Origin of the sequence: Pasteurella canis (genome assembly GCF_020810675.1) — a bacterium.
Taxonomy (GTDB): domain Bacteria; phylum Pseudomonadota; class Gammaproteobacteria; order Enterobacterales; family Pasteurellaceae; genus Pasteurella; species Pasteurella canis.
The window spans coordinates 1,702,799-1,725,566 of sequence record NZ_CP085871.1 but is presented as its reverse complement, the minus strand read 5'-3'; the positions used below and the strand labels follow the sequence as shown (position 1 = coordinate 1,725,566).

Genomic DNA, 22,768 nt, shown 5'->3' with positions numbered 1-22,768 from the left:
ATTACCACTGATAACCAGCACCAATACTTCCACCAAAGTCACCACGTGAATTTGTATTACCCGTTAATTTAATGATAACTTTACCGTTATCAGAAATACGGGACATACCGACTGCAATTGCATTTTCACCTTTATAAGTTCCAACAGCCGCAGCAACCATGCTCTTACCCGGGATATAAGCCTGTGGTAAACCTGCTGCTGCATTTGCACCAGCAATACCTGCACGGAGTTTTCTATTCACTTTATTGATAGTATCGCCAATTTGATCAATGCGTTGATTTGTGGCATATAACTGACTACCGTTTACTGCATCTGTACTTGTTGCAGAAACTTCACCTTTCGCAATACCACTAATCTTATTAGTTGTTGCATCAACTTTGATATTGCCTGCTTGTAGACCTGACTCATTAATTGTGACATTTGGGCCGACTTTAACTTCTTTAAATTCAACATTATCTTTTGTTGCAACTTCATAGATCGTTTGTCCATTTGCACCTACTTTAGACGTCACAGTCATATTTTTGCCTGCTTCTACTTCATTTCTACTTGCTTTGATGGCATCGTCGATAGTGTTTTTACCTGTGCCGCCAATATTACTCATTGTAATAGAACCTGCATTTGGACCACTCTTAGCAATTTCAGCATTCCCACCTAATATATTAGTCACGGTGTTTCCTACATTACCCAAGACTTGTTGTGTTAAATATAACTGACTACCATTAATTGCATCTGTACTTGTTTCGCTAATACGACCAGCTGCGACATTTGTAATAGTTCGTTCTGTACCAGCTTTACCTACACTCACAGTTGATTTCGGTGCAGTACCTGCAAAACCAGAATAAGTAATTCCACTTACAGTGGCTTCTGTGGTACCTACTGCTGCAGCAGTTTCTGAACCGCTACCTAATGCTACGGCATTTTCATGATCCGACACGGCATCTTGACCTAATGCTATCGCACCTTTCTTCTTCGCTTTAGCTTTCCAGCCCATTGCAACTGCGCCTGAACCATCTGCAGCATTGCCTCCTTCAAAACCAGCTTCAGCTTCTGCACCAAAGGCAAGTGAGCCTGCCGCACGTGTATGTGCTTTTGTACCAATTGCTACAGAACTACCAGCATTGTTTTCTGTTTTTGCTTCAGAACCAAAAGCGATAGCTTGGTAGCCTTTTGAGTTTGAGTTATGACCAATAGATGTGGATTGCGATTTATCATCAGACTTCGCGCCAGAGCCAATAGCAATACTACTTGCAGCTGCTGCACTTGTTTTGGTTCCGATAGCAATCGCATCCGTTGGACGATCTGTATCATTATTAGCTTTAACTGTAGCTCCCGAGCCTATTGCAATAGCACTATAAGCTTTTTCATCTGTTGATGAGTTTGTACCCATTGCAATTGCACCACTGGCTTGTGCTTTTGAACTATCACCAATAGCGATATTTGACGTTTGTTTACCTAATGCTTGAGCGTTATGACCAATCGCAATCCCTTTTGCGTTATCAACTTTTGATTTATCACCAATGGCTACTGAACTTGTACTAGCTGTTGTTGCCTCTGCTTCTGCACCTACAGCTACACTACGGTAGGCATGTGTTTTAGCACTGTAACCAAGAGAGGTAGCACCTGCCGCAGTCGATTTACTATAAGTACCAACAGCAGTTGAAGAGTCTTTTGTACTTGTCGCGCCATCACCTATTGCAATTGATGATTTACCTGTTGCGTGTGAGTCTTGACCGCCTGCAAATGAGTTTTGACCTGATGCCTCTGCTTTTTGTCCAATTGCTGCTGCATTTACGCCATTTGCAGAACTAGAGGCACCAATTGCCACAGAGCCTTGCCCTTGATTATTAATACTCGCATTTGTACCTATAGCAACGGAGTTATTTGCTTCAGTTTTTGTTCCTTGCCCGATCGCAATGGATGCTCCTCCAGATGATTTTACATTTTTTGTACCGATTGCAATTGAAAATTGTCCAGATGCATCTGCATTTTCACCAACTGCAATTGCACGTTGAGCGCCAGCTTTTGAACCCACACCTACTGCCACAGTAGCTGCTTGCGAAGCATCCGCGTTAGAGCCAACTGCAACAGATGAAGCTCCTGCATTTGCCTCTCGCCCTACTGCAATAGCTCGATCTGCAGTAGCTTTAGAAGTAAAGCCAATAGAAACACTCGTTGTTCCCTCAGCCTTTGCATTATTACCTATTGCAACTGAACTTTGACCTTTAGAGCTCGATTTATAACCTACGGCAGTCGAGTATGTTGTAGTGATCTCTTTGTTTGCATCTGTACCTATTGCAACATTATGTGAGCCACCACCCTTAGATGATGAACCAGTACCTATAGCAATAATATTATTCGTACCGTTTGCATCTTTTAATGCACCATCTCCCACAGCGATATTATTGTTTTTGCTTCCTGTAGAGCCTGTATTACGACCAATTGAGATATCCCATTGTCCTTCTGCTTTCGCTCCTTTACCAATTGCAACGGTTTCATCGTTTTTAGCTTGTGCTCCTGCACCAATAGCAATAGATGCTGTATGGCTTGTTTCACTACCTACCCCGAGCGCTACATTACTCTCACCAGTTGTTTTAGCTTTCGACCCAATAACGACGGATTTACTTTGTTTTGTGTCAAATTTTGTTGCAGCTGTCGTATTTTCATCACCACAAATGGCATTTTGGCTTTCTGGATTATAATAGCAAATTTTATGTTTGTTTTTGTCAAAATCATTTCCATTTTCTGTTTCAGCCAATACCAGTCCACTCACTAGCAACAAAGCTGTTGCGGTGGTTGTTGAGGTAAGACGACTAACTGTATTGACAACATCTTTTTTCGCTGATGCACTTTTCCCACCTGATTTTGCTAATTCCGAGACAACGACCCAGCTTTGAGTAGCTGCGTTCCATAATGTACGATAGATTTTATTCATATATTTCACCTATAAAGTTGTATATGAGATAGTCAGAATATAAAATTCTTGTTTATCTAGTTAGTTATAATCCCTATTTTGGGTACTGCTTATGAAACAAGGATGTTAAAAAAATGTTAATTTATTCTACAATGCTCATGAATTGAACGCTATTCTTTACTTAGTAAAGTTATGAAAATGTAACTAATTTATTAAAATTCCATAAAGATCATATTCATCTGCTTGTGTAATTTGGACTTGAACAAGTTGCCCAACCTTAACCTCCATTTGATTGTGGTTCTCAATATAAACAACACCATCAATTTCTGGCGCGTCTGCCATCGAACGTCCAATGAAGCCTTCTTCATCAATTGTGTCGATTATTACGGTTAATGTTTTGCCTACTTTTTGTTGCAGACGCTGTGCTGAAATGTGTTGCTGTAATTGCATAAAACGATGAAAGCGTTCTTCTTTTATATGCTCTGGAACTTGATCTGGCATATCAGTAGCAACTGCGCCTTCTACAGGACTGAATTTAAAACAACCTACGCGATCAAGTTGGGCTTCTTTTAAAAAGTCTAAAAGTAACTGGAAATCTTCTTCTGTTTCCCCTGGAAATCCGACGATAAACGTAGAGCGTAAAGTTAAATCGGGACAAATTTCTCGCCATTTTTTTATACGCTCTAACGTACGATCAATGGAACCCGGTCTTTTCATCGCCTTTAAGATTTTGGGACTAGCATGTTGTAATGGGATATCCAAGTAAGGCAAAATTTTGCCTTCTGCCATCAATGGAATAAGAGCATCAACATGTGGGTAAGGATAGACATAATGTAAGCGAACCCAAACACCTAATTTACCCAGTTGTTCACATAGGCTAATCAGATTATTTTTGATTGGCATACCGTTCCAAAATACCGTTTTATTTTGGTTTTCTTTGCCCTGATCCAGTGAGTAAGCTGATGTATCTTGTGATACGATTAAAATTTCTTTCACCCCAGCATCAACAAGACGTTTTGCCTCATCTAACACCTGTACAATAGAACGGCTATCTAAATCGCCACGCATAGAAGGGATAATGCAAAATGTACAACGATGATCACAACCTTCAGAAATTTTTAAATAGGCATAATGCTTTGGAGTGAGTTTCACTCCCTGTTTAGGGACAAGATTGACATACGGGTTGTATTCAGGTTTAGGTACATACTTATGCACTTGATTCATGACAGCTTCATAACTGTGTGGTCCAGTTACTTCTAAGACTTTGGGATGCACTTCACGAATACGATCCTCTTTTGCACCTAAGCAACCTGTGACAATCACTTTACCGTTTTCTTCTAATGCTTCACCAATAGCTTCTAAAGATTCTTGAACTGCACTATCAATAAAGCCACAAGTATTGACAATGACTAAATCAGCATTCTCATAGCTAGGAATAATGTTGTAACCATCTGCACGTAGTTCAGTCAAAATACGCTCAGAATCAACTAAGTTTTTAGGGCAGCCGAGACTAATAAAACCAATATTTGGTGAAGAAGATGTCATAAAAAATCTCAAAAGAGTAGTAAATCAAGAAAGCTTTCTATTGTACATAATTTATATACAAAAGGCGACAAACTATACCAAAAAAGGTTAAAAATTATAGAAATAGTTGAAGTATTAGGCGAGGTGTGTTCAGTCTTTGAAGGGTTTGATTTGGTGAGAAAAGAAAACGCTTGATTTTAAATCAAGCGTTTTTTGTTTAAGAAATAACGAAGTTAAACAAGTAATGCCGCTGCTTTGACAACTACCTCAACTGCATTTTTCTCGACACGTTTAGCCATTTCCTCATTTGGAATTTCTTGTTGTGTACGATTAACAATTGCGCCTGCAACCATTCCCGCGCGTAGCCCTAGAGCAGAGCACATAGTAAATAGCGTGGCGGATTCCATTTCAAAGTTCATGACATTGAGATCTTGCCATTGTTGCAATGATCCTTGGAAGTGACGATAAACTTTACCGCTATAAGTATCATAACGCTCTTGACCTGGATAGAAGGTATCTGAAGCTGCAGTAATACCAACATACACTTTTTGATCTGCATATTCTGTCGCTGCTTTGTAAAGTGCGGTCGTACATTCGAAATTTGCTACCGCTGGATACTCCATTGGTGCAAAATGTAAACTCGCACCATCTAAACGCACAGCGCCAGTGGTGACTAAAATATCTCCCACATTAATATGTGGTTGAATTGCTCCTGTTGTACCGATTCGTAAGAAGGTACGAACACCTAATTGTGCGAGTTCTTCAACTGCAATGGATACGGAAGGTCCACCAATCCCTGTTGAACAAACTACGACGGCTTTATCTCCGATATAACCAAGCCAAGAAGTAAATTCACGTGTCGAAGCTAAGAATTTTGGGCGCTCTAATAGGCTTGCTATTTTCTCAACACGTTCTGGTGCACCAGGGGTAATGGCTAAAGTAGCACCTTCTAACATTGCTTTAGTTAAACCTAGATGGAATACTTCTGACATAATCTCTCCTTATTATTATGCTAGGGTTTAATATCACGCAAAATGGGATTTTGCATTGAAATTAAGGTTTCAGTAGATTGAATTTCATCAATTAACTGAATTTTTGTAGCTAAAACAGAATGCAATTCTGCAATAGTATGGGTCATGACTTTAATAAAAATGGAATAATTGCCTGTTGTATAATAAGCTTCAACCACTTCATCAAAGCCTTCTAATTTTGCAATGACTTTTTCATAATCTTTGGCGCTTTTTAAAATTATACCAATAAAGCAACAAACATCATAACCTAATTTCCGTTCATTGATACGTACTTTAGTCCCTTCAATAATACCAGCTTGGCGCATTTTCTCAACGCGCACATGTATTGTCCCTGGACTAACACCAAAGTTTTTTGCCATTTCAGCATAAGGCGTACGTGCATCTTTAGTGAGTACACGTAAAATTTGCTGATCAAGATTGTCGATGTTATGCATGGATTACCTTTTTAGAATTTATTTAAAAAAACATGCGTTATATTTGATAATATTTACATTATATCCCTTTTTTCAAAAAAAGTATTGAGTTATATGGTGTTTATATTAAATAATATCCAACAAATTTGATGTAGATCTATTTTTTAAGGTATCGACAATGAAAAAATCATTTATTTTACAACAACAAGAAATTAGCTTCGTAAAAAACACATTTACGAAAAAATTAGCTGATCATTTAGCTATTGTGGAAGTTCAAGGCCCTATCCTAAGCCAAGTTGGTAATGGTATTCAAGATAATCTTTCAGGTGCAGAGAAAGCAGTACAAGTAAATGTGAAACAGATCACAGATGCTACTTTTGAGGTTGTTCATTCTTTAGCTAAATGGAAACGCCATACTCTCGCACGCTTTAATTTTGCTCAAGGAGAAGGATTATTTGTGCATATGACTGCACTACGTCCCGATGAGGACTCGTTAGATCAAACTCATTCTGTTTATGTGGATCAGTGGGATTGGGAAAAAGTGATTTCTGAAGAGCAGCGTAATATTGGATATTTAAAAGAGACTGTTAGATCAATTTATGCGGCAATGTTGGAAACAGAAGACGCTGTGAGTGAACGATTTGGTTTAGCTAAGTTTTTACCAAAAGAAATCACATTTGTACACAGTGAAGAACTTGTTCAGCGTTTCCCAAATATGAATGATAAAGAGCGTGAGAATGCAATTTGTCAAGAACATGGCGCTGTATTTTTAATTGGTATTGGCGGTAAATTATCAGATGGCAAACCACATGATATGCGAGCACCAGATTATGATGATTGGACAACACCATCAGAAGGTGAGCATAAAGGATTAAATGGTGACATCTTAGTCTGGAACCCTGTTTTAGAGCGTGCTTTTGAACTGTCTTCTATGGGTATTCGTGTGGATGAAACTGCGTTACGTAAGCAGCTGGCTTTAACTAATAATGAAGATCGCCTTCAATTTGATTGGCACCAAGATTTGATTAATGGACGTTTACCATTATCAATTGGAGGGGGTATTGGACGTTCTCGCTTAGTGATGTTGTTATTACAGAAAAAACATATTGGTGAAGTACAATCAAGTGTGTGGCCTAAATGGGTAATGGAAGAGTTTGAGAATATTCTATAACCAGTGCTAAATACGGAAGAGACATAAAAGTGCGGTGAGTTTTTTGAAAATATCTACCGCACTTTTTTAAGGATAGCTATTAAACTAGGATTCTACAAAACTTAAAGCGACTTCGACAACTTTTAAATCAGCTCCTGTTTTATGCGCATTTTCACTTAAATGGCGTCGCCATTGTCTAGCTCCTTTACAATGTTGAAATGCACCAAGCATATGACGAACAATGTGATTTAAATACACACCTTGACTTAACTGTGTCTCAATATAAGGAAACATTTTTTCTACAGCTTCTTTTGCGCTAATAATTGGGCTAGTTGGATCAAATAAGGCTTGATCAATATAGCCTAACAAGCTGGGATTTTGATAAGCCTCACGTCCAACCATCACACCATCTACATATTTTAAATGCTGCTGCATTTCGTCAATAGTTTTAATACCACCATTAATACTTATAAGCAAATGAGGAAAGTCTCGTTTCAGTTGATAAACGCGTTCATAATTCAATGGTGGGATTTCACGATTTTCTTTTGGACTTAATCCAGATAACCAAGCCTTACGTGCATGAATAATAAATTCCTGACAACCTGCGTCATGAATTTTTTGCACAAAGTCACAGAGAAACTCATAACTATCAAACTCATCAATCCCAATACGTGTTTTTACTGTGATGGGAATGTTGACAACAGCTTGCATAGCTTTCACACAATGAGCAACTAAATCAGCTTTTGCCATTAAACATGCACCAAACATACCATTTTGAACACGATCAGAAGGACATCCCACATTTAAATTAATTTCGTGATAGCCACGCATTTCAGCCATTTTTGCACATTGTGCTAATTGAATAGGATCACTGCCACCTAATTGTAGTGCGACGGGATTTTCTGTGAGAGAAAATTCAAGATGATCGTATTTAGCGTGGATAATTGCTCCCGTAGTTATCATTTCTGTATAGAGTAAAGCATGACGACTGAATTGGCGGTGAAAATAACGGCAATGGCGTGTTGTCCAATCAAGCATTGGTGCAACAGAAAAACGTCCTCGATAAAAGTGCGGTTGATTTTGATTCATTTTTTTTCTTCTTGAATACGTTGGCGGAAACGTGCTGCCGCAAAATGATAAAAAGGTTTAGGGTGAAATTGGCGTGAAATAATGGACGAAACTAAGCAACAAATCAATAACCAAAATAAAACAGGTTGGCAACCAGTCATTTCCATTACAACGACACTTGCAGTGACAGGCGATTGTGTCGCACCCGCTAAAAAACCTGCCATGCAAAGTAAAACTAGTAGGCGTTGATCTACTAGACCATTCGTGAAAGACCAAATTTGTACACCAATTCCTGCCCCTGTGGTTAAGGCAGGAGTGAAAATGCCACCAGCAATACCTGTCCAATAAGTTGCTACAGTGGATAGCAGTTTTAGCATACCTAATTCTGCGGGTGTTTTACCACCATCTAATGCATTAGCGACAACATCATAACCTGTCCCATAGGTTTTTCCTTGAGTATAAGTACCTAATGCAGCAAGCAATAAACCTAGAAAAAGAGCAATATAAATTGGATGACGGCGAATCCAACCACGTATTTTTGTAGGCGATATCCCAGCTAGACCTTTAGCTAACAAACGAGCAAATAATCCACCGAATACACCACAAATAGAACCACAAAGTACAACCCATAAAAACATATAAGGTACACTCGTTTCACCGTGATATTGAGGAAAATAGGGATTATTACCTTCTATTGCTACTAAGATAAAACCCGCGGCTAATACGCCTAATAATACACGGCGCTCCCAGCGTAATAATACACCTCGTCCCAATTCTTCAATAGCAAAAACCACGCCAGCAAGTGGGGCGTTAAATGCTGCTGCTAAGCCGCCTGCTGCACCTGTTGCCATCAACTCATTTGCACTGAGCCCATTGAATGCAATGCCATGCTTACGACAAAAATTGCCCCAAGCTAACATCACTGCAGCCCCGATTTGGACAGAAGGTCCTTCTCGACCAACAGAGGCTCCAATAAGCATCGCTAAAAATGTCAGTGGGATTTTCCACAGTGTTTGCCAAAAAGAAATGAGACGACTTTTGTTAGTGCCATGGGGTAAATTTATAGATGCAATAACTTGTGGAATACCGCTTCCTGCAACATAAGGCGTATATTTTGTCGTAAACCAAGCTAATATTGCTAGCCCGCAAGGCAATACAAACCAAACTGCGATTGGATATTGAGTAGACCAATGTGCATTCCATTCCAAACCAAGATCAGCGAATTTAGCAAATCCTAATGAGAATAATGCAACTAATGCTGCGCCAATTAATAAACAAGCAAATTCCAAACTTTTACGTGAAATTCGATGGGTCTGCCGTAGTTTTTTGTGTAAAACATACCGCACTTTTGCTTTAAAACTCGTAAGTGATGACATACATTTATGTAATGAATTGAAGAAAGGAAAAAAATTATAACGTGAAATCAGTTTTAACTGAATAGAGTTTAAGCAATCATTAACACAGAATTTTCTTACATTTGATCGAGAAAAAGACTTGCAAAGTTCAGCGGATTTCAGTAGAATTCGCAGGCTTTCTTCGTGATAAGCCGTTTAATGTAATCATTTATTAAACGAGTATTACAATAAGTAATACATAAAATGTTTCCGATTGGGAAACTAAAACAGGTTAACTTGCACCCCTTTTCGTTTTGTGAAGTAAGAAAAGTGTTGGTGTTAGTTTTTTATTAGCTAAATTTTGATTGGAGCTCTGGTCTAATGCAGAACCAAAGAATCCGTATCCGCTTAAAAGCTTTCGATCATCGTTTGATCGATCAATCTACTGCGGAGATCGTAGAAACAGCTAAACGTACTGGTGCACAAGTTCGTGGTCCAATTCCGTTACCAACTCGTAAAGAGCGTTTCACCGTGTTGATTTCTCCACACGTGAACAAAGACGCACGTGATCAATACGAAATTCGTACTCACAAACGTTTGGTTGATATTGTTGAGCCAACAGAAAAAACTGTTGATGCATTAATGCGTTTAGATCTAGCTGCCGGCGTTGACGTGCAGATTAGCCTAGGTTAATTAAGAGGTTATTACAATGATTGGTTTAGTCGGTCGTAAAGTTGGTATGACTCGTATCTTCAATGAAGATGGCGTTTCAATTCCAGTTACCGTTATCGAAATCGAAGCCAACCGTGTGACTCAAGTTAAAACTGTAGAAACAGATGGCTATTCTGCAATTCAAGTTACCACTGGCTCTAAAAAAGCAAGTCGTGTAACTAAGCCAGAAGCTGGTCATTTCGTGAAAGCAGGTGTTGAAGCTGGTCGCGGTTTATGGGAATTTCGTACTACTGAAGGTGAAGAATTCACTTTAGGTCAAGAAATTAATGTTGACATCTTTGCAGATGTTAAAAAAGTTGATGTTACAGGTACTTCTAAAGGTAAAGGATTTGCTGGCGGTGTAAAACGCTGGAATTTCCGTACTCAGGATGCTACACACGGTAACTCTTTATCACATCGTGTGCTTGGTTCTATTGGTCAAAACCAAACGCCAGGTCGTGTGTTTAAAGGCAAAAAAATGGCAGGACACTTAGGTGCTGAGCGTGTAACCGTTCAATCACTAGAAGTTGTTCGTGTTGATGCTGAGCGTAAATTACTATTAGTGAAAGGTGCTGTTCCAGGTGCAACTAATGGTGATGTTATCGTTAAGCCAGCAGTTAAAGCATAAGTCAGGAGATAGAGATGGAATTACAAGTTGTAGGTGCAAATGCACTAACTGTTTCTGAAACTACCTTCGGACGTGAGTTCAACGAAGCATTGATTCACCAAGTTGTTGTTGCATATGCAGCAGGTGCTCGTCAAGGTTCTCGTGCACAGAAAACTCGTGCTGAAGTGTCTGGTTCAGGTAAAAAGCCTTGGCGTCAAAAAGGTACAGGTCGTGCTCGTTCAGGTGATATCAAATCACCAATTTGGCGTTCTGGTGGTGTGACTTTTGCAGCTAAACCACAAGATCACAGCCAAAAAGTGAACAAGAAAATGTACCGTGGTGCAATCAAAAGCATTCTTTCTGAACTTGTTCGTCAAGACCGTTTAGTGGTTGTTGATAAGTTCGAAGTTGAAGCACCAAAAACGAAAGTTTTAGTACAAAAATTAAAAGAATTAGCACTTGAAGATGTGTTAATTATCACAGCAAGCTTAGATGAAAATCTATTCTTAGCAGCACGTAACTTATATAAAGTAGATGTTCGTGATGTGCAAGGTATCGATCCAGTAAGCTTAATCGCATTTGATAAAGTTGTTGTAACTGTCGATGCTGTGAAACAAATTGAGGAGATGTTAGCATGATTCAACAAGAACGTTTGCTAAAAGTGTTAAAAGCACCACATGTCTCTGAAAAAGCAACAAATAACGCTGAGAAGTCTAACACTATTGTTTTCAAAGTAGCTTTAGATGCAAATAAAGTTGAAATTGCTAATGCAGTTGAGCAATTATTTGAAGTGAAAGTGGATTCTGTTCGTACCGTCGTAGTGAAAGGTAAAACTAAACGCCATGGTGCAAGAATGGGACGTCGCAGTGACTGGAAAAAAGCTTATGTAACTCTTCAAGAAGGTCAATCACTTGACTTCGTTGAAGGTGCAGAGTAATTCGGAGGAGTAGAAAGTAATGGCTATCGTTAAATGTAAGCCGACCTCCGCTGGTCGTCGTCACGTTGTTAAAATCGTAAACCCTGAATTACATAAAGGGAAACCTTACGCACCACTTTTAGATACTAAATCTAAAACAGGTGGACGTAATAATTTCGGACGTATTACTACTCGCCATATTGGTGGTGGTCATAAACAACATTACCGTTTAATCGATTTCAAACGTAACAAGTTAGATATTCCAGCGGTTGTTGAGCGTCTAGAATATGACCCTAACCGTTCTGCAAATATTGCTTTAGTGCTTTATAAAGATGGTGAACGCCGTTATATCTTAGCACCTAAAGGTTTATCTGCAGGCGATACGATCCAAGCTGGTGTAAATGCGCCTATTAAAGTTGGTAATGCATTACCAATGCGTAATATTCCAGTGGGTTCAACTGTACATAATGTTGAATTAAAACCAGGTAAAGGTGGTCAAATTGCTCGTTCAGCGGGTGCTTATGTACAAATTATCGCTCGTGAAGGTAATTATGTTACATTACGTCTTCGTTCAGGCGAAATGCGTAAAGTGTTAGCTGAATGTACTGCAACCATCGGTGAAGTTGGTAATTCAGAACATATGCTTCGCGTATTGGGTAAAGCAGGTGCTAACCGCTGGAGAGGCGTACGCCCAACAGTTCGTGGTACAGCAATGAACCCAGTAGATCACCCACACGGTGGTGGTGAAGGTCGTAACTTTGGTAAACACCCAGTAACACCTTGGGGCGTTCAAACTAAAGGTAAGAAAACTCGCCATAACAAACGTACAGATAAATTTATTGTACGTCGTCGTGGTAAATAATATTAATTAATAAAGAGGATTAGCCATGCCACGTTCTCTCAAGAAGGGTCCTTTCCTTGACCTACACTTGTTGAAGAAGGTAGAGAAGGCGGTGGAAAGCGGGGATAAAAAGCCAATTAAAACTTGGTCCCGTCGTTCAATGATCATTCCATCAATGATCGGATTGACCATCGCAGTCCATAATGGTCGTCAGCACGTTCCTGTTTATGTATCTGATGAAATGATCGGTCATAAATTAGGTGAATTTGCACCGACTCGTACTTACCGCGGTCACGCTGCGGATAAGAAAGCTAAGAAGTAAGGGGTAAAAGATGGAAACTATTGCAAAACATCGTTACGCTCGCACTTCAGCGCAAAAAGCTCGTTTAGTTGCGGATTTAATCCGTGGTAAAAAAGTTGCTCAAGCATTAGAAATCTTAACTTTCACTAACAAAAAAGCAGCTGCTTTAGTGAAAAAAGTGCTTGAATCAGCAATCGCTAACGCAGAGCACAATGACGGTGCAGATATCGATGATCTTAAAGTAGCGAAGATTTTCGTAGATGAAGGTCCAAGCATGAAACGTGTTATGCCACGTGCTAAAGGTCGTGCAGATCGTATTTTAAAACGTACTAGCCACATCACTGTGGTAGTGTCAGATCGTTAATAAGTAGAGGAATAGCAATGGGTCAAAAAGTACATCCACATGGTATTCGCCTAGGTATCGTTAAGCCTTGGAGCTCTACTTGGTTCGCGAATACACAAGATTTCGCTGATAACTTAGATGGCGATTTCAAAGTACGTAAATTCTTGAATAAAGAATTAGCGAATGCTTCAGTTTCACGCATCACTATTGAGCGTCCAGCGAAAAGCATCCGTGTAACTATTCACACAGCTCGCCCAGGTATCGTTATCGGTAAAAAAGGTGAAGATGTTGAAAAATTACGTAACGCAGTTGCGGCTATTGCAGGCGTTCCAGCACAAATCAACATCGCTGAAGTGAAAAAACCTGAATTAGATGCAAAATTAGTTGCAGACAGCATCGCTTCTCAATTAGAGCGTCGTGTTATGTTCCGTCGCGCAATGAAACGTGCAGTACAAAACGCAATGCGTTTAGGTGCTAAAGGTATCAAAGTTGAAGTAAGTGGTCGTTTAGGTGGTGCAGAAATTGCACGTTCTGAATGGTATCGTGAAGGTCGTGTACCTCTACATACATTACGTGCGGACATCGACTATAACACTGCTGAAGCACATACTACATACGGTGTAATCGGTATTAAAGTATGGATCTTCAAAGGTGAAATCCTCGGTGGAATGGCTGCAATCGCGCAACCAGAACAACAACCTGCTGACAAGCCTAAAAAGGCTCCGCGCGGCAAAGGTCGTAAGTAAGGAGAATCGCTAGATGTTGCAACCAAAACGTACAAAATTCCGCAAAGTCCACAAAGGTCGTAACCGTGGTATTGCAGCAGGTACAGAAGTAAGTTTCGGTACCTTTGGTTTGAAAGCAGTTGGTCGTGGTCGTTTAACAGCTCGCCAAATTGAGGCGGCACGTCGTGCAATGACTCGTGCAGTTAAACGTCAAGGTAAAATCTGGATCCGTGTATTCCCAGATAAACCAATTACTGAAAAACCATTAGAAGTCCGTATGGGTAAAGGTAAAGGTAACGTTGAGTACTGGGTAGCCTTAATCCAACCGGGTAAAGTACTATATGAAATGGATGGTGTGTCTGAAGAAATCGCAAGAAGTGCATTTGCATTAGCAGCTGCTAAATTGCCAATTAAGACCACTTTCGTAACTAAGACGGTGATGTAATGAAAGCTCAAGAACTACGTAACAAAAATGTTGAAGAGCTGAATGCTGAGTTAGTGAACCTTTTAGGTGAGCAATTCAAATTGCGTATGCAAGCAGCCACCGGTCAGCTTCAACAAACCCATCAGTTAAAACAAGTGCGTCGTAGTATTGCACAGGTGAAAACTGTATTAACCGAGAAGGCGGGTGAGTAATGACTGATAAAATTCGTAGCGTACAAGGTAAAGTTGTTAGTGACAAGATGGAAAAATCTTTTGTTGTCGCTATTGAACGCAAGGTTAAACACCCTCTTTATGGTAAGTTTATCCGTCGTACAACAAAGTTACATGTACATGATGAAAACAACGAAGCGCAAGTTGGAGATGTTGTAGAAGTTCGCGAATGTCGCCCAATTTCTAAAACTAAGTCTTGGACATTAGTTCGCGTTGTTGAAAAAGCAGTAATTTAATTATTGTGATTTTAATTAAAAAGACCGCCCTGATAAGTGCGGTCTTTTTTTAAATAAAATTTAAGATTATTTATGTTACTGTTTGTTATTCTTTAAAATATAAGAGTGTATGAATAAAACTAATAGTTTTACTTATAGTTCATTTATCTTTACTTAAAAATAAAGATAGGATTTAAAAACATACCGCACTTTTGTTTCAAGATGTTGCTTTTTATAATAGTGCGATGATAAATAATTATACTCACCCTTTATATACAAGAGGTTTTTATGAAAAAATTATTATTAACAACATTGTGTGTCGCTACTTTGGGAATTACTGGTTGTGCCACCGAAGGTGCTCGTGTAATTGCACCAACTACAACACAAGCAGCAGCAACAGCAAATACTTATCAAGGTGTAAAATCAGTTATTTCTGTTGGGAAATTTGATAATAAATCAAGTTTTCAAAATGGGGTCTTTACAGAAGGGGCTGATCAGTTAGGGAATCAATCTAAAACAATTTTGATCTCACATTTACAACAGACAGGCCGTTTTTCTGTTGTAGATCGTACTAATATGACAGAAATTGCCTCTGAGGCAAAAATAAAAGGTCAGAAGCAGAAGTTAAAAGGTGCAACTTACGTTGTTACTGGTGATGTGACTGAGTTTGGTCGTAAAACAGTTGGTGATCATCAGTTATTTGGTATTTTAGGTCGTGGAAAAGAGCAAATTGCTTATGCAAAAGTAACTTTAAATGTTGTGAATGTTGTTACATCAGAAGTTGTTTATTCTGCGCAAGGGGCTGGAGAATATAATTTATCTAACCGCGAAGTATTAGGGTTTGGTGGTACAGCAGGCTATGATGCGACTTTAAATGGCAAAGTTCTTGATCTTGCAATTCGTGAAGCTGTAAATAACTTAGTAAATGGTATTGAATCAGGTCGTTGGTCTCCTACTAAATAAGGAATAATGATGAAAAAAGTTCATTTTACAGTAGCTCTTTTAGCTATTGGATTGCTGGCTGCTTGTTCTTCGCCTCAAAATCATGATTTATATTATTGGGGTAATTACTCTGATGTTGTATACAGTTATTACAATGAAGAAGGCGATTTGTCAAAGCAGGAAGAGGCCTTAAATCAAATTATTGCTCAAGCGAAAGAACAGAATAAACTTATTGCTCCAGGTGTATATGGACATCTAGGACTCGTTTTGTTAAAGCAAGGTAAACCTGCTGATGCGAACATGGCTTTTCAAGAGGAACAACGTTTATATCCAGAAAGTACAACTTTCATGCAGTATTTGCAACGTAAGAAATAAGGGTAAACAAAATGAAAAAATTGATCATTTTTCTTGCAAATCTTATATTACTAACAGGTTGTGCAAATAAAAATACTGTATCTTACGACTATACTGCATTAAAACAGAGCAAGCCAAAATCAATTTTGATTGTTATGCCTGCGAATAATTCTGTAGATGTCAAAGCTGATACTAGTGTCCTTGCACGTTCCACTTATCCATTAGCAGAATATGGCTATTATGTTTATCCAGTTGCTTTAGTTGATGAGGTATTTAAACAAAATGGATTAACTGATGGAAATTTGATTCGTAGTGCACAATTAAAAAAAATTCATGATATTTTTGGGGCAGACAGTATTCTCTATGTTAATGTAAATGAGTATGGTACTAGTTATAAACTGATTGATAGTGTCACTACGGTTTCTGTAGAAGGTAAATTAGTTGATCTTAAAACAGGTCAAACACTTTGGGAGGGAACAGGTGCCTATGCACAAGGATCAAGTAATAGCAATGATGGTCTTTTAGTTGCATTAATTAAAGCTGCCGTAAGTCAGATTATTGATACTACAAAGGATAAAGGATATCAGGTCGCAGCTCCAGCGATGGCTAATCTTATTTATCATGGTAAAAATGGTGGATTGCTTGTTGGTCCACGACACCCAGCTTATGGTAAAGCCGAAAAATAAAATTAATTCATTAGTTAAAATCTTAGCCAAGAAAATATTTCTTGGCTTTTTTAGTACTAAAACTAATGTGAGAAGGCTTACACCTTTTATAATATTTATATATTTTTAATTTTATAGACTCCTAAAAAGCGTTATTTTAAATATCTTGATTATATAGTTTATTGTTTCAACAGAATTCAGCTTCGAATTATCCTAAGCATCAGTGAATTAAATCAGTATTAAATAAAATGAATATTCATAGAAACATCAGTATCTTTAATGAAGTAGTAAAGCACTTTATTAATGATTATCTAATGGGAAACGAGAAAAGCATCTTGTTTTTCTTTAATGACTTGTGATAAAATCCGCATCCTATTTACATTGGGTAAATAGACTCGTCCCGAAAGGGTGTTATTAATTTTAGCGGAGTACTAAGATGATCCAAGAACAGACTATGCTGGACGTTGCTGATAACTCAGGCGCTCGCAGTGTAATGTGTATCAAGGTTCTAGGTGGATCGCACCGTCGTTACGCTGCTATTGGTGATATCATCAAAATTACTGTGAAAGAAGCAATTCCTCGCGGTAAAGTAAAAAAAGGTGATGTATTAAAAGCAGTTGTTGTGCGCACCAAGAAGGGTGTTCGTCGCCCAGATGGATCAGTCATTCGCTTCGATGGTAATGCATGTGTAATTTTAAACAATAACACAGAGCAACCAATCGGTACTCGTATTTTTGGACCGGTGACTCGTGAGCTTCGTTCAGAGAAGTTTATGAAAATCATCTCTTTGGCGCCAGAAGTACTGTAAGGAGAAGTGACAAATGGCTGCAAAAATTCGTCAAAACGATGAAGTAATTGTGCTTACTGGTAAAAGCAAAGGTAAGCGTGGTAAGGTAACTCAAGTGTTACCAAACGGTAAAGTGATTGTTGAAGGTGTTAATATTATCACTAAACATGAAAAACCAGTTCCTGCATTAGGTAAAGAAGGTGGTTTAGTGAAAAAAGAAGCTCCAATTGATGCATCAAATGTAGCTATCTTTAACCCAAAAACAAATAAAGCAGACCGTGTAGGTTTTAGATTCGAAGATGGTAAAAAAGTCCGTTTCTTCAAATCTAACAATGAAATCATTTAACAAACTGGAGTAATGCGATGGCGAAACTGCATGATTACTACAGAGATCAAGTAGTTAATGAATTGAAAGAAAAATTCAGCTACAAATCTGTCATGCAAGTCCCACGAATCGAAAAGATAACCCTAAATATGGGTGTGGGTGAAGCATTGACCGATAAAAAGTTGCTAGACAATGCAGTAGCAGATTTAGCAGCAATTAGCGGTCAGAAACCTTTGATTACAAAAGCACGCAAATCTGTTGCAGGCTTTAAAATCCGTCAGGGATATCCAATCGGTTGTAAAGTAACACTACGCGGTGAGCGTATGTGGGAGTTCTTTGAACGTTTAATTACAATTGCTGTTCCACGTATTCGTGACTTCCGCGGATTAAGCGCGAAATCATTTGATGGTCGTGGTAATTACAGCATGGGTGTGCGTGAGCAAATCATCTTCCCTGAAATCGATTATGATAAAGTGGATCGTGTTCGTGGTTTAGATATTACTATCACTACGACAGCGAAAAGTGATGAAGAAGGTCAAGCACTACTTGCTGCCTTTAATTTCCCATTCCGTAAATAAGGCAGGTTATCATGGCTAAGCAATCGATGAAAGCGCGTGATGTAAAACGCGTAAAACTAGCTGAAAAATTCTACGCGAAGCGTGCAGAATTAAAACAGATCATTTCTGATGTAAATGCCTCTGACGAAGATCGTTGGAATGCGGTGTTGAAGTTACAAACTTTACCACGTGATTCTAGTCCAAGTCGTCAGCGTAACCGTTGCCGCCAAACTGGACGCCCACATGGTGTTCTTCGTAAGTTTGGTTTAAGCCGTATTAAGGTTCGTGAAGCTGCAATGCGTGGCGAGATCCCAGGCCTTAAGAAAGCGAGTTGGTAATTTACCACTTTATTTTGGAATCGGAGTAAAAGTACATGAGTATGCAAGATCCAATCGCAGATATGTTGACTCGTATTCGTAACGGTCAAGCTGCGAACAAAGTTGCGATTAGTATGCCTTCATCCAAGCTAAAAGTGGCAATTGCCAATGTGTTAGCTGAAGAAGGTTATATCGAAAGCGTTAAAGTTTTAGATGGTGTAAAACCAGAGTTGGAAATTACTTTAAAATATTTCCAAGGGAAACCAGTTGTAGAAAGTATTCAACGAGTTAGCCGCCCAGGTCTACGTATTTATAAACGTAAAGACGAATTACCAAAAGTAATGGGTGGTTTAGGTGTTGCAGTTGTTTCTACATCTAAAGGTGTGATGACTGACCGTGCAGCTCGCCAAGCGGGTTTAGGCGGTGAGATTATCTGTTATGTAGCTTAATAGAGAGGTAGGAAAATGTCTCGTGTTGCAAAAGCACCTGTTAGTATTCCTGCCGGTGTTGAGGTAAAACTCAACGGTCAGTTATTAACAGTTAAAGGAAAAAATGGTGAGTTATCTCGTACCATTCATGACACAGTTGAAGTTAAACAAGATAATAACGAATTAACCTTCTCTCCTCGTGAAGGTATTGTTGGTGCTGATGCTCAAGCAGGAACTGCTCGTGCATTAGTGAATGCAATGGTTATCGGTGTTACTGAAGGCTTCACTAAGAAGTTACAATTGGTGGGTGTTGGTTATAGAGCACAAATGAAAGGCAATGCAGTTGCTTTAAGTTTAGGTTTCTCTCACCCTATTGAACACGTTTTACCTGCAGGTATTACAGCAGAATGTCCATCTCAGACTGAAATTGTGTTGAAAGGTGCGGACAAGCAATTAATCGGCCAAGTCGCTGCAGATATTCGTGCTTATCGCCGTCCTGAGCCTTATAAAGGTAAAGGGGTACGTTACGCTGATGAAGTGGTACGTATCAAAGAGGCTAAGAAGAAATAATTAAGGTAACACTATGGATAAGAAATCAGCTCGTATCCGTCGTGCAGCACGTGCACGTCATATGATGAAAGAGCAAGGTGTAACTCGTTTAGTTATACACCGTACTCCACGTCATATTTATGCACAAGTAATTGCACCGAACGGTTCAGAAGTTCTTGCCGCTGCTTCAACTGTTGAAAAAGTAATTAGTGAGCAAGTGAAATATACCGGAAATAAAGATGCAGCAGCAGTAGTAGGAAAAGTTGTTGCAGAGAGAGCATTAGCAAAAGGCGTCAAAGACGTTGCTTTTGATCGTTCTGGTTTTAAATATCATGGTCGTGTCCAAACTTTAGCGGACGCTGCCCGTGAAGCTGGTCTACAGTTCTAATAGAGGTAATTTCAGATGGCAAACATCGAAAAACAAGCTGGTGAACTGCAAGAGAAGCTAATCGCGGTAAACCGTGTATCAAAAACTGTTAAAGGTGGTCGTATCATGAGCTTTACTGCATTGACTGTAGTAGGTGATGGTAATGGTCGCGTTGGTTTTGGTTATGGTAAAGCGCGCGAAGTTCCAGCAGCGATCCAAAAAGCGATGGAAAAAGCACGTCGCAATATGATCAATGTAGCTTTAAATGAAGGTACATTACAACACCCGATTAAAGGTTCACATACTGGTTCTCGTGTATTTATGCAACCAGCTAGCGAAGGTACAGGTATCATCGCGGGCGGTGCAATGCGTGCAGTATTAGAAGTTGCAGGTGTACGTAACGTTCTTTCTAAAGCATACGGTTCAACTAACCCAATTAACGTTGTTCGTGCAACAATTGATGCACTTGCAAATATGAAATCACCAGAAATGGTTGCTGCAAAACGTGGTAAAACCGTTGATGAAATCTTGGGGTAATTGATGATGGCTAAAACTATTAAAGTAACTCAAGTACGTAGTTCTATTGCTCGTTTACCGAAGCATAAAGCTACATTACGTGGCCTTGGTCTTCGCTATATGCATCATACTGTTGAGCTAATTGATACTCCAGCAGTACGTGGTATGATTAATCAAGTTTCATACATGGTTAAAGTGGAGGAGTAAAAGAATGCGTTTAAATACTTTGTCACCAGCTGAAGGTGCAAAACATAGCGCTAAACGCTTAGGTCGTGGTATTGGTTCTGGTTTGGGTAAAACTGGAGGTCGTGGTCACAAAGGTCAAAAATCTCGTACAGGCGGCGGAGTTCGTCGTGGCTTCGAGGGTGGTCAAATGCCTTTGTACCGTCGTTTACCAAAATTTGGTTTTACTTCAATGAAATCGGCATTAACTGCTGAAGTCCGTTTGAATGATTTAACTAAAGTTGAAAACGGTGTAGTTACCTTAGAATCTTTAAAAGCTGCTAACATACTTACTAAAGATATTCAGTTTGCTAAAGTAATTTTAGCTGGTGAACTTAATAGTGCTGTAGTTGTACGCGGTTTACGTGTGACTAAAGGTGCTAAAGCAGCAATTGAAGCTGCTGGCGGTTCAGTTGAGGAATAATAAATAAATGGCTAAGCAACCAGGTTATCAAAGTAGAAGTACCCAAAGCGGTACAGGTGAACTTAAAAGCAGATTATTATTTGTATTAGGTGCACTTATCGTTTTCCGTATTGGTTCTTTCATTCCGGTTCCTGGTATTGATGCGGCTGTGTTAGCTCAATTAATTGAACAACAAAAAGGCACCATTATAGATATGTTTAACATGTTCTCTGGTGGTGCATTGAGTCGTGCGTCTATTTTTGCGTTAGGTATCATGCCTTATATTTCGGCATCGATTATCATCCAATTATTAACAACGGTTCATCCTGCTCTTGCAGAATTGAAAAAAGAGGGTGAAGCTGGTCGTCGTAAAATCAGTAAGTATACTCGTTATTCAACGTTAGTACTTGCAACGTTACAGGCTGTTGGTATTTCTACCGGTCTTCCTAATATGTTACCTGGATTAGTACCTAATTTAGGCTTTGGTTTTTATGTCACTGCAGTTATTAGCCTTGTCACAGGAACAATGTTCTTGATGTGGCTAGGTGAGCAGATTACAGAGCGTGGTATTGGTAACGGAATCTCTTTAATTATTTTTGCTGGTATTGTTGCAGGGTTACCATCAGCAATTGGTCAAACTATTGAGCAAACCCGCCAAGGTCAAATGCATCTATTAGTTCTCTTATTGATCGCAGTTATTGTGTTTGCGGTTACATATTTTGTAGTCTTTGTTGAGAGAGGCCAAAGAAGGATTAAAGTTGAATATGCTAAACGTCAGCAAGGTCGCCAAATACTTGGTGGTCATTCAACGCATTTGCCATTAAAGGTCAATATGGCAGGTGTAATTCCAGCGATTTTTGCATCAAGTATTATTTTATTCCCTGCTACATTAGTGCAGTGGTTAGGTGAAGGTTCTAGTCTAGAGTGGTTAACTAAGTTATCTATGTTACTACATCCAGGGCAACCATTATATTTGCTTGTGTATGCTGTTGCGATTATCTTCTTTAGCTTTTTCTATACCGCAATGCAATATAATCCTCGTGATACAGCGGATAATTTGAAAAAATCTGGTGCATTTATACCAGGGATTAGACCAGGTGAACAAACATCACGTTATATTGATAAAATTATGACTCGCTTAACATTGATTGGCGGTCTATATATCACGTTTGTATGTTTAGTTCCTTATATTATGACGTCAGCTTGGAATGTACAATTCTATTTTGGTGGTACATCTTTACTGATTGTTGTTGTTGTAATTATGGATTTCATCGCTCAGGTTCAGAGTCATTTGATGTCGACAAAATATGAATCTGCGTTGAAGAAAGCAAACCTTAAAGGTTTCGGACAATAATTTGTCCAATTAAATAAAAGGGATAAGCAATGAAAGTTCGTGCTTCCGTTAAGAAATTATGTCGTAACTGTAAAATTGTTAAGCGTGAAGGTGTTGTTCGTGTCCTTTGTAGCGACCCTAAACATAAACAACGTCAAGGTTAATTGATATTTTTTCTTGCAAAGAACCAGTTGAGCAGTTATACTGCTCAGCTCATTTATGTCCTTGGTACTTTGTTTGAGTATCCTGAAAACGGGCT

The 22,768-nt window shown here is 39.0% G+C and carries 33 protein-coding genes; 27 read left to right on the top strand and 6 right to left on the bottom strand.

Features of this window, described 5'->3' with window-relative positions; translation table 11 throughout:
* Position 1 precedes the first annotated feature (1 nt).
* The 4 genes from K7G93_RS08035 to asnC form a co-directional block, all read right to left on the bottom strand.
* Complete coding sequence (locus tag K7G93_RS08035; RefSeq protein WP_226690390.1) at positions 2 to 2,932, bottom strand: YadA-like family protein; 2,931 nt, start codon at positions 2,930 to 2,932, stop codon at positions 2 to 4.
* Positions 2,933 to 3,115: 183 nt separating this feature from the next.
* Complete coding sequence (gene rimO, locus K7G93_RS08030) at positions 3,116 to 4,456, bottom strand: 30S ribosomal protein S12 methylthiotransferase RimO (RefSeq protein ID WP_226690389.1); 1,341 nt, start codon at positions 4,454 to 4,456, stop codon at positions 3,116 to 3,118.
* 212 nt (positions 4,457 to 4,668) lie between these two features.
* Entirely contained in the window at positions 4,669 to 5,427 is a 759-nt protein-coding gene (udp, locus tag K7G93_RS08025) for a uridine phosphorylase (RefSeq protein ID WP_049214856.1), read from the bottom strand.
* Between the two features lie 20 nt (positions 5,428 to 5,447).
* Positions 5,448 to 5,900 (bottom strand): transcriptional regulator AsnC, encoded by a 453-nt coding sequence (gene asnC, locus K7G93_RS08020; protein ID WP_049214857.1) that lies wholly within the window; start codon positions 5,898 to 5,900, stop codon positions 5,448 to 5,450.
* Positions 5,901 to 6,057: 157 nt separating this feature from the next.
* Between asnC and asnA the strand changes: the two genes are divergently transcribed.
* A complete protein-coding gene (gene asnA / locus K7G93_RS08015; protein WP_049214858.1) occupies positions 6,058 to 7,050 on the top strand; it encodes an aspartate--ammonia ligase in 993 nt (330 codons plus the stop codon).
* Between the two features lie 84 nt (positions 7,051 to 7,134).
* Here asnA and dusA read toward each other — a convergent pair whose 3' ends face one another.
* Positions 7,135 to 8,118, bottom strand: a complete 984-nt coding sequence (gene dusA / locus K7G93_RS08010; protein ID WP_226690388.1) for a tRNA dihydrouridine(20/20a) synthase DusA — start codon at positions 8,116 to 8,118, stop codon at positions 7,135 to 7,137.
* On the bottom strand, positions 8,115 to 9,473 hold the full coding sequence (locus tag K7G93_RS08005; protein ID WP_226690387.1) for a chloride channel protein: 1,359 nt from the start codon (positions 9,471 to 9,473) through the stop codon (positions 8,115 to 8,117). Before K7G93_RS08005 ends, dusA begins: the two co-directional genes overlap by 4 nt.
* 339 nt (positions 9,474 to 9,812) lie before the next feature.
* On the opposite strand from K7G93_RS08005, the gene rpsJ reads away from it, so the two are divergent.
* From rpsJ to rpmJ, 26 genes are all read left to right on the top strand, one after another.
* The gene (gene rpsJ, locus K7G93_RS08000; RefSeq protein ID WP_001181005.1) at positions 9,813 to 10,124 is read left to right on the top strand and encodes a 30S ribosomal protein S10; all 312 of its coding nucleotides are present in this window, start codon (positions 9,813 to 9,815) and stop codon (positions 10,122 to 10,124) included.
* Positions 10,125 to 10,140: 16 nt separating this feature from the next.
* A complete protein-coding gene (gene rplC, locus K7G93_RS07995) occupies positions 10,141 to 10,770 on the top strand; it encodes a 50S ribosomal protein L3 (protein WP_005764326.1) in 630 nt (209 codons plus the stop codon).
* A 14-nt stretch (positions 10,771 to 10,784) separates the two neighbouring features.
* Entirely contained in the window at positions 10,785 to 11,387 is a 603-nt protein-coding gene (gene rplD / locus K7G93_RS07990) for a 50S ribosomal protein L4 (protein ID WP_046339262.1), read from the top strand.
* On the top strand, positions 11,384 to 11,686 hold the full coding sequence (rplW, locus tag K7G93_RS07985) for a 50S ribosomal protein L23 (protein ID WP_005724030.1): 303 nt from the start codon (positions 11,384 to 11,386) through the stop codon (positions 11,684 to 11,686). Before rplD ends, rplW begins: the two co-directional genes overlap by 4 nt.
* Positions 11,687 to 11,705: 19 nt before the next feature.
* Positions 11,706 to 12,527, top strand: coding sequence for a 50S ribosomal protein L2 (gene rplB / locus K7G93_RS07980; RefSeq protein ID WP_101776304.1), 822 nt, complete (start codon positions 11,706 to 11,708; stop codon positions 12,525 to 12,527).
* Between the two features lie 25 nt (positions 12,528 to 12,552).
* Positions 12,553 to 12,828, top strand: coding sequence for a 30S ribosomal protein S19 (rpsS, locus tag K7G93_RS07975; protein WP_005539416.1), 276 nt, complete (start codon positions 12,553 to 12,555; stop codon positions 12,826 to 12,828).
* 10 nt (positions 12,829 to 12,838) lie between these two features.
* Positions 12,839 to 13,171, top strand: a complete 333-nt coding sequence (gene rplV / locus K7G93_RS07970) for a 50S ribosomal protein L22 (RefSeq protein ID WP_005625897.1) — start codon at positions 12,839 to 12,841, stop codon at positions 13,169 to 13,171.
* A 17-nt stretch (positions 13,172 to 13,188) separates the two neighbouring features.
* Positions 13,189 to 13,896: a 30S ribosomal protein S3 gene (gene rpsC, locus K7G93_RS07965; RefSeq protein ID WP_005717926.1), complete on the top strand. Its 708-nt coding sequence runs from the start codon at positions 13,189 to 13,191 to the stop codon at positions 13,894 to 13,896.
* A gap of 13 nt (positions 13,897 to 13,909) precedes the next feature.
* Positions 13,910 to 14,320 carry a 50S ribosomal protein L16 gene (gene rplP, locus K7G93_RS07960; RefSeq protein ID WP_049214862.1) on the top strand — a complete coding sequence of 137 codons (411 nt, stop codon included), beginning with the start codon at positions 13,910 to 13,912 and terminating at the stop codon, positions 14,318 to 14,320.
* On the top strand, positions 14,320 to 14,511 hold the full coding sequence (gene rpmC, locus K7G93_RS07955) for a 50S ribosomal protein L29 (RefSeq protein ID WP_005706394.1): 192 nt from the start codon (positions 14,320 to 14,322) through the stop codon (positions 14,509 to 14,511). Before rplP ends, rpmC begins: the two co-directional genes overlap by 1 nt.
* On the top strand, positions 14,511 to 14,765 hold the full coding sequence (rpsQ, locus tag K7G93_RS07950; protein WP_049214864.1) for a 30S ribosomal protein S17: 255 nt from the start codon (positions 14,511 to 14,513) through the stop codon (positions 14,763 to 14,765). The genes rpmC and rpsQ overlap by 1 nt, the downstream gene beginning before the upstream one ends.
* Before the next feature lie 267 nt (positions 14,766 to 15,032).
* A complete protein-coding gene (locus tag K7G93_RS07945) occupies positions 15,033 to 15,707 on the top strand; it encodes a CsgG/HfaB family protein (RefSeq protein WP_115323267.1) in 675 nt (224 codons plus the stop codon).
* A 9-nt stretch (positions 15,708 to 15,716) separates the two neighbouring features.
* Positions 15,717 to 16,061 (top strand): DUF4810 domain-containing protein, encoded by a 345-nt coding sequence (locus K7G93_RS07940; protein ID WP_049214866.1) that lies wholly within the window; start codon positions 15,717 to 15,719, stop codon positions 16,059 to 16,061.
* Between the two features lie 11 nt (positions 16,062 to 16,072).
* Positions 16,073 to 16,726 (top strand): DUF799 domain-containing protein, encoded by a 654-nt coding sequence (locus K7G93_RS07935; protein ID WP_115323265.1) that lies wholly within the window; start codon positions 16,073 to 16,075, stop codon positions 16,724 to 16,726.
* A gap of 415 nt (positions 16,727 to 17,141) precedes the next feature.
* Positions 17,142 to 17,513, top strand: coding sequence for a 50S ribosomal protein L14 (gene rplN / locus K7G93_RS07930; RefSeq protein ID WP_005548786.1), 372 nt, complete (start codon positions 17,142 to 17,144; stop codon positions 17,511 to 17,513).
* A gap of 13 nt (positions 17,514 to 17,526) precedes the next feature.
* On the top strand, positions 17,527 to 17,838 hold the full coding sequence (rplX, locus tag K7G93_RS07925; RefSeq protein WP_115323264.1) for a 50S ribosomal protein L24: 312 nt from the start codon (positions 17,527 to 17,529) through the stop codon (positions 17,836 to 17,838).
* 17 nt (positions 17,839 to 17,855) lie between these two features.
* The gene (rplE, locus tag K7G93_RS07920; RefSeq protein WP_049214869.1) at positions 17,856 to 18,395 is read left to right on the top strand and encodes a 50S ribosomal protein L5; all 540 of its coding nucleotides are present in this window, start codon (positions 17,856 to 17,858) and stop codon (positions 18,393 to 18,395) included.
* 11 nt (positions 18,396 to 18,406) lie between these two features.
* Positions 18,407 to 18,712 carry a 30S ribosomal protein S14 gene (gene rpsN / locus K7G93_RS07915; RefSeq protein WP_005717919.1) on the top strand — a complete coding sequence of 102 codons (306 nt, stop codon included), beginning with the start codon at positions 18,407 to 18,409 and terminating at the stop codon, positions 18,710 to 18,712.
* Between the two features lie 35 nt (positions 18,713 to 18,747).
* Positions 18,748 to 19,140, top strand: coding sequence for a 30S ribosomal protein S8 (rpsH, locus tag K7G93_RS07910; protein WP_005724020.1), 393 nt, complete (start codon positions 18,748 to 18,750; stop codon positions 19,138 to 19,140).
* 15 nt (positions 19,141 to 19,155) lie between these two features.
* Positions 19,156 to 19,689, top strand: coding sequence for a 50S ribosomal protein L6 (gene rplF, locus K7G93_RS07905; RefSeq protein ID WP_049214870.1), 534 nt, complete (start codon positions 19,156 to 19,158; stop codon positions 19,687 to 19,689).
* Positions 19,690 to 19,702: 13 nt separating this feature from the next.
* Positions 19,703 to 20,056, top strand: a complete 354-nt coding sequence (rplR, locus tag K7G93_RS07900; protein ID WP_005764306.1) for a 50S ribosomal protein L18 — start codon at positions 19,703 to 19,705, stop codon at positions 20,054 to 20,056.
* A 15-nt stretch (positions 20,057 to 20,071) separates the two neighbouring features.
* Positions 20,072 to 20,572: a 30S ribosomal protein S5 gene (rpsE, locus tag K7G93_RS07895; protein WP_005764304.1), complete on the top strand. Its 501-nt coding sequence runs from the start codon at positions 20,072 to 20,074 to the stop codon at positions 20,570 to 20,572.
* Between the two features lie 6 nt (positions 20,573 to 20,578).
* Positions 20,579 to 20,758, top strand: a complete 180-nt coding sequence (gene rpmD, locus K7G93_RS07890; protein WP_226690404.1) for a 50S ribosomal protein L30 — start codon at positions 20,579 to 20,581, stop codon at positions 20,756 to 20,758.
* A gap of 4 nt (positions 20,759 to 20,762) precedes the next feature.
* Positions 20,763 to 21,197 (top strand): 50S ribosomal protein L15, encoded by a 435-nt coding sequence (gene rplO / locus K7G93_RS07885; RefSeq protein ID WP_049214871.1) that lies wholly within the window; start codon positions 20,763 to 20,765, stop codon positions 21,195 to 21,197.
* Between the two features lie 7 nt (positions 21,198 to 21,204).
* Positions 21,205 to 22,530 carry a preprotein translocase subunit SecY gene (secY, locus tag K7G93_RS07880; protein WP_115323263.1) on the top strand — a complete coding sequence of 442 codons (1,326 nt, stop codon included), beginning with the start codon at positions 21,205 to 21,207 and terminating at the stop codon, positions 22,528 to 22,530.
* Between the two features lie 29 nt (positions 22,531 to 22,559).
* The gene (gene rpmJ / locus K7G93_RS07875) at positions 22,560 to 22,673 is read left to right on the top strand and encodes a 50S ribosomal protein L36 (protein WP_005548767.1); all 114 of its coding nucleotides are present in this window, start codon (positions 22,560 to 22,562) and stop codon (positions 22,671 to 22,673) included.
* Positions 22,674 to 22,768: the final 95 nt, after the last annotated feature.

Bases quoted from the DNA above. Each gene is read 5' to 3' on its own strand.
- K7G93_RS08035 (WP_226690390.1), bottom strand. From the start codon at position 2,932: ATGAATAAAATCTATCGTACATTATGGAACGCAGCTACTCAAAGCTGG.
- rimO (WP_226690389.1), bottom strand. From the start codon at position 4,456: ATGACATCTTCTTCACCAAATATTGGTTTTATTAGTCTCGGCTGCCCT.
- udp (WP_049214856.1), bottom strand. From the start codon at position 5,427: ATGTCAGAAGTATTCCATCTAGGTTTAACTAAAGCAATGTTAGAAGGT.
- asnC (WP_049214857.1), bottom strand. From the start codon at position 5,900: ATGCATAACATCGACAATCTTGATCAGCAAATTTTACGTGTACTCACT.
- asnA (WP_049214858.1), top strand. From the start codon at position 6,058: ATGAAAAAATCATTTATTTTACAACAACAAGAAATTAGCTTCGTAAAA.
- dusA (WP_226690388.1), bottom strand. From the start codon at position 8,118: ATGAATCAAAATCAACCGCACTTTTATCGAGGACGTTTTTCTGTTGCA.
- K7G93_RS08005 (WP_226690387.1), bottom strand. From the start codon at position 9,473: ATGTCATCACTTACGAGTTTTAAAGCAAAAGTGCGGTATGTTTTACAC.
- rpsJ (WP_001181005.1), top strand. From the start codon at position 9,813: ATGCAGAACCAAAGAATCCGTATCCGCTTAAAAGCTTTCGATCATCGT.
- rplC (WP_005764326.1), top strand. From the start codon at position 10,141: ATGATTGGTTTAGTCGGTCGTAAAGTTGGTATGACTCGTATCTTCAAT.
- rplD (WP_046339262.1), top strand. From the start codon at position 10,785: ATGGAATTACAAGTTGTAGGTGCAAATGCACTAACTGTTTCTGAAACT.
- rplW (WP_005724030.1), top strand. From the start codon at position 11,384: ATGATTCAACAAGAACGTTTGCTAAAAGTGTTAAAAGCACCACATGTC.
- rplB (WP_101776304.1), top strand. From the start codon at position 11,706: ATGGCTATCGTTAAATGTAAGCCGACCTCCGCTGGTCGTCGTCACGTT.
- rpsS (WP_005539416.1), top strand. From the start codon at position 12,553: ATGCCACGTTCTCTCAAGAAGGGTCCTTTCCTTGACCTACACTTGTTG.
- rplV (WP_005625897.1), top strand. From the start codon at position 12,839: ATGGAAACTATTGCAAAACATCGTTACGCTCGCACTTCAGCGCAAAAA.
- rpsC (WP_005717926.1), top strand. From the start codon at position 13,189: ATGGGTCAAAAAGTACATCCACATGGTATTCGCCTAGGTATCGTTAAG.
- rplP (WP_049214862.1), top strand. From the start codon at position 13,910: ATGTTGCAACCAAAACGTACAAAATTCCGCAAAGTCCACAAAGGTCGT.
- rpmC (WP_005706394.1), top strand. From the start codon at position 14,320: ATGAAAGCTCAAGAACTACGTAACAAAAATGTTGAAGAGCTGAATGCT.
- rpsQ (WP_049214864.1), top strand. From the start codon at position 14,511: ATGACTGATAAAATTCGTAGCGTACAAGGTAAAGTTGTTAGTGACAAG.
- K7G93_RS07945 (WP_115323267.1), top strand. From the start codon at position 15,033: ATGAAAAAATTATTATTAACAACATTGTGTGTCGCTACTTTGGGAATT.
- K7G93_RS07940 (WP_049214866.1), top strand. From the start codon at position 15,717: ATGAAAAAAGTTCATTTTACAGTAGCTCTTTTAGCTATTGGATTGCTG.
- K7G93_RS07935 (WP_115323265.1), top strand. From the start codon at position 16,073: ATGAAAAAATTGATCATTTTTCTTGCAAATCTTATATTACTAACAGGT.
- rplN (WP_005548786.1), top strand. From the start codon at position 17,142: ATGATCCAAGAACAGACTATGCTGGACGTTGCTGATAACTCAGGCGCT.
- rplX (WP_115323264.1), top strand. From the start codon at position 17,527: ATGGCTGCAAAAATTCGTCAAAACGATGAAGTAATTGTGCTTACTGGT.
- rplE (WP_049214869.1), top strand. From the start codon at position 17,856: ATGGCGAAACTGCATGATTACTACAGAGATCAAGTAGTTAATGAATTG.
- rpsN (WP_005717919.1), top strand. From the start codon at position 18,407: ATGGCTAAGCAATCGATGAAAGCGCGTGATGTAAAACGCGTAAAACTA.
- rpsH (WP_005724020.1), top strand. From the start codon at position 18,748: ATGAGTATGCAAGATCCAATCGCAGATATGTTGACTCGTATTCGTAAC.
- rplF (WP_049214870.1), top strand. From the start codon at position 19,156: ATGTCTCGTGTTGCAAAAGCACCTGTTAGTATTCCTGCCGGTGTTGAG.
- rplR (WP_005764306.1), top strand. From the start codon at position 19,703: ATGGATAAGAAATCAGCTCGTATCCGTCGTGCAGCACGTGCACGTCAT.
- rpsE (WP_005764304.1), top strand. From the start codon at position 20,072: ATGGCAAACATCGAAAAACAAGCTGGTGAACTGCAAGAGAAGCTAATC.
- rpmD (WP_226690404.1), top strand. From the start codon at position 20,579: ATGGCTAAAACTATTAAAGTAACTCAAGTACGTAGTTCTATTGCTCGT.
- rplO (WP_049214871.1), top strand. From the start codon at position 20,763: ATGCGTTTAAATACTTTGTCACCAGCTGAAGGTGCAAAACATAGCGCT.
- secY (WP_115323263.1), top strand. From the start codon at position 21,205: ATGGCTAAGCAACCAGGTTATCAAAGTAGAAGTACCCAAAGCGGTACA.
- rpmJ (WP_005548767.1), top strand. From the start codon at position 22,560: ATGAAAGTTCGTGCTTCCGTTAAGAAATTATGTCGTAACTGTAAAATT.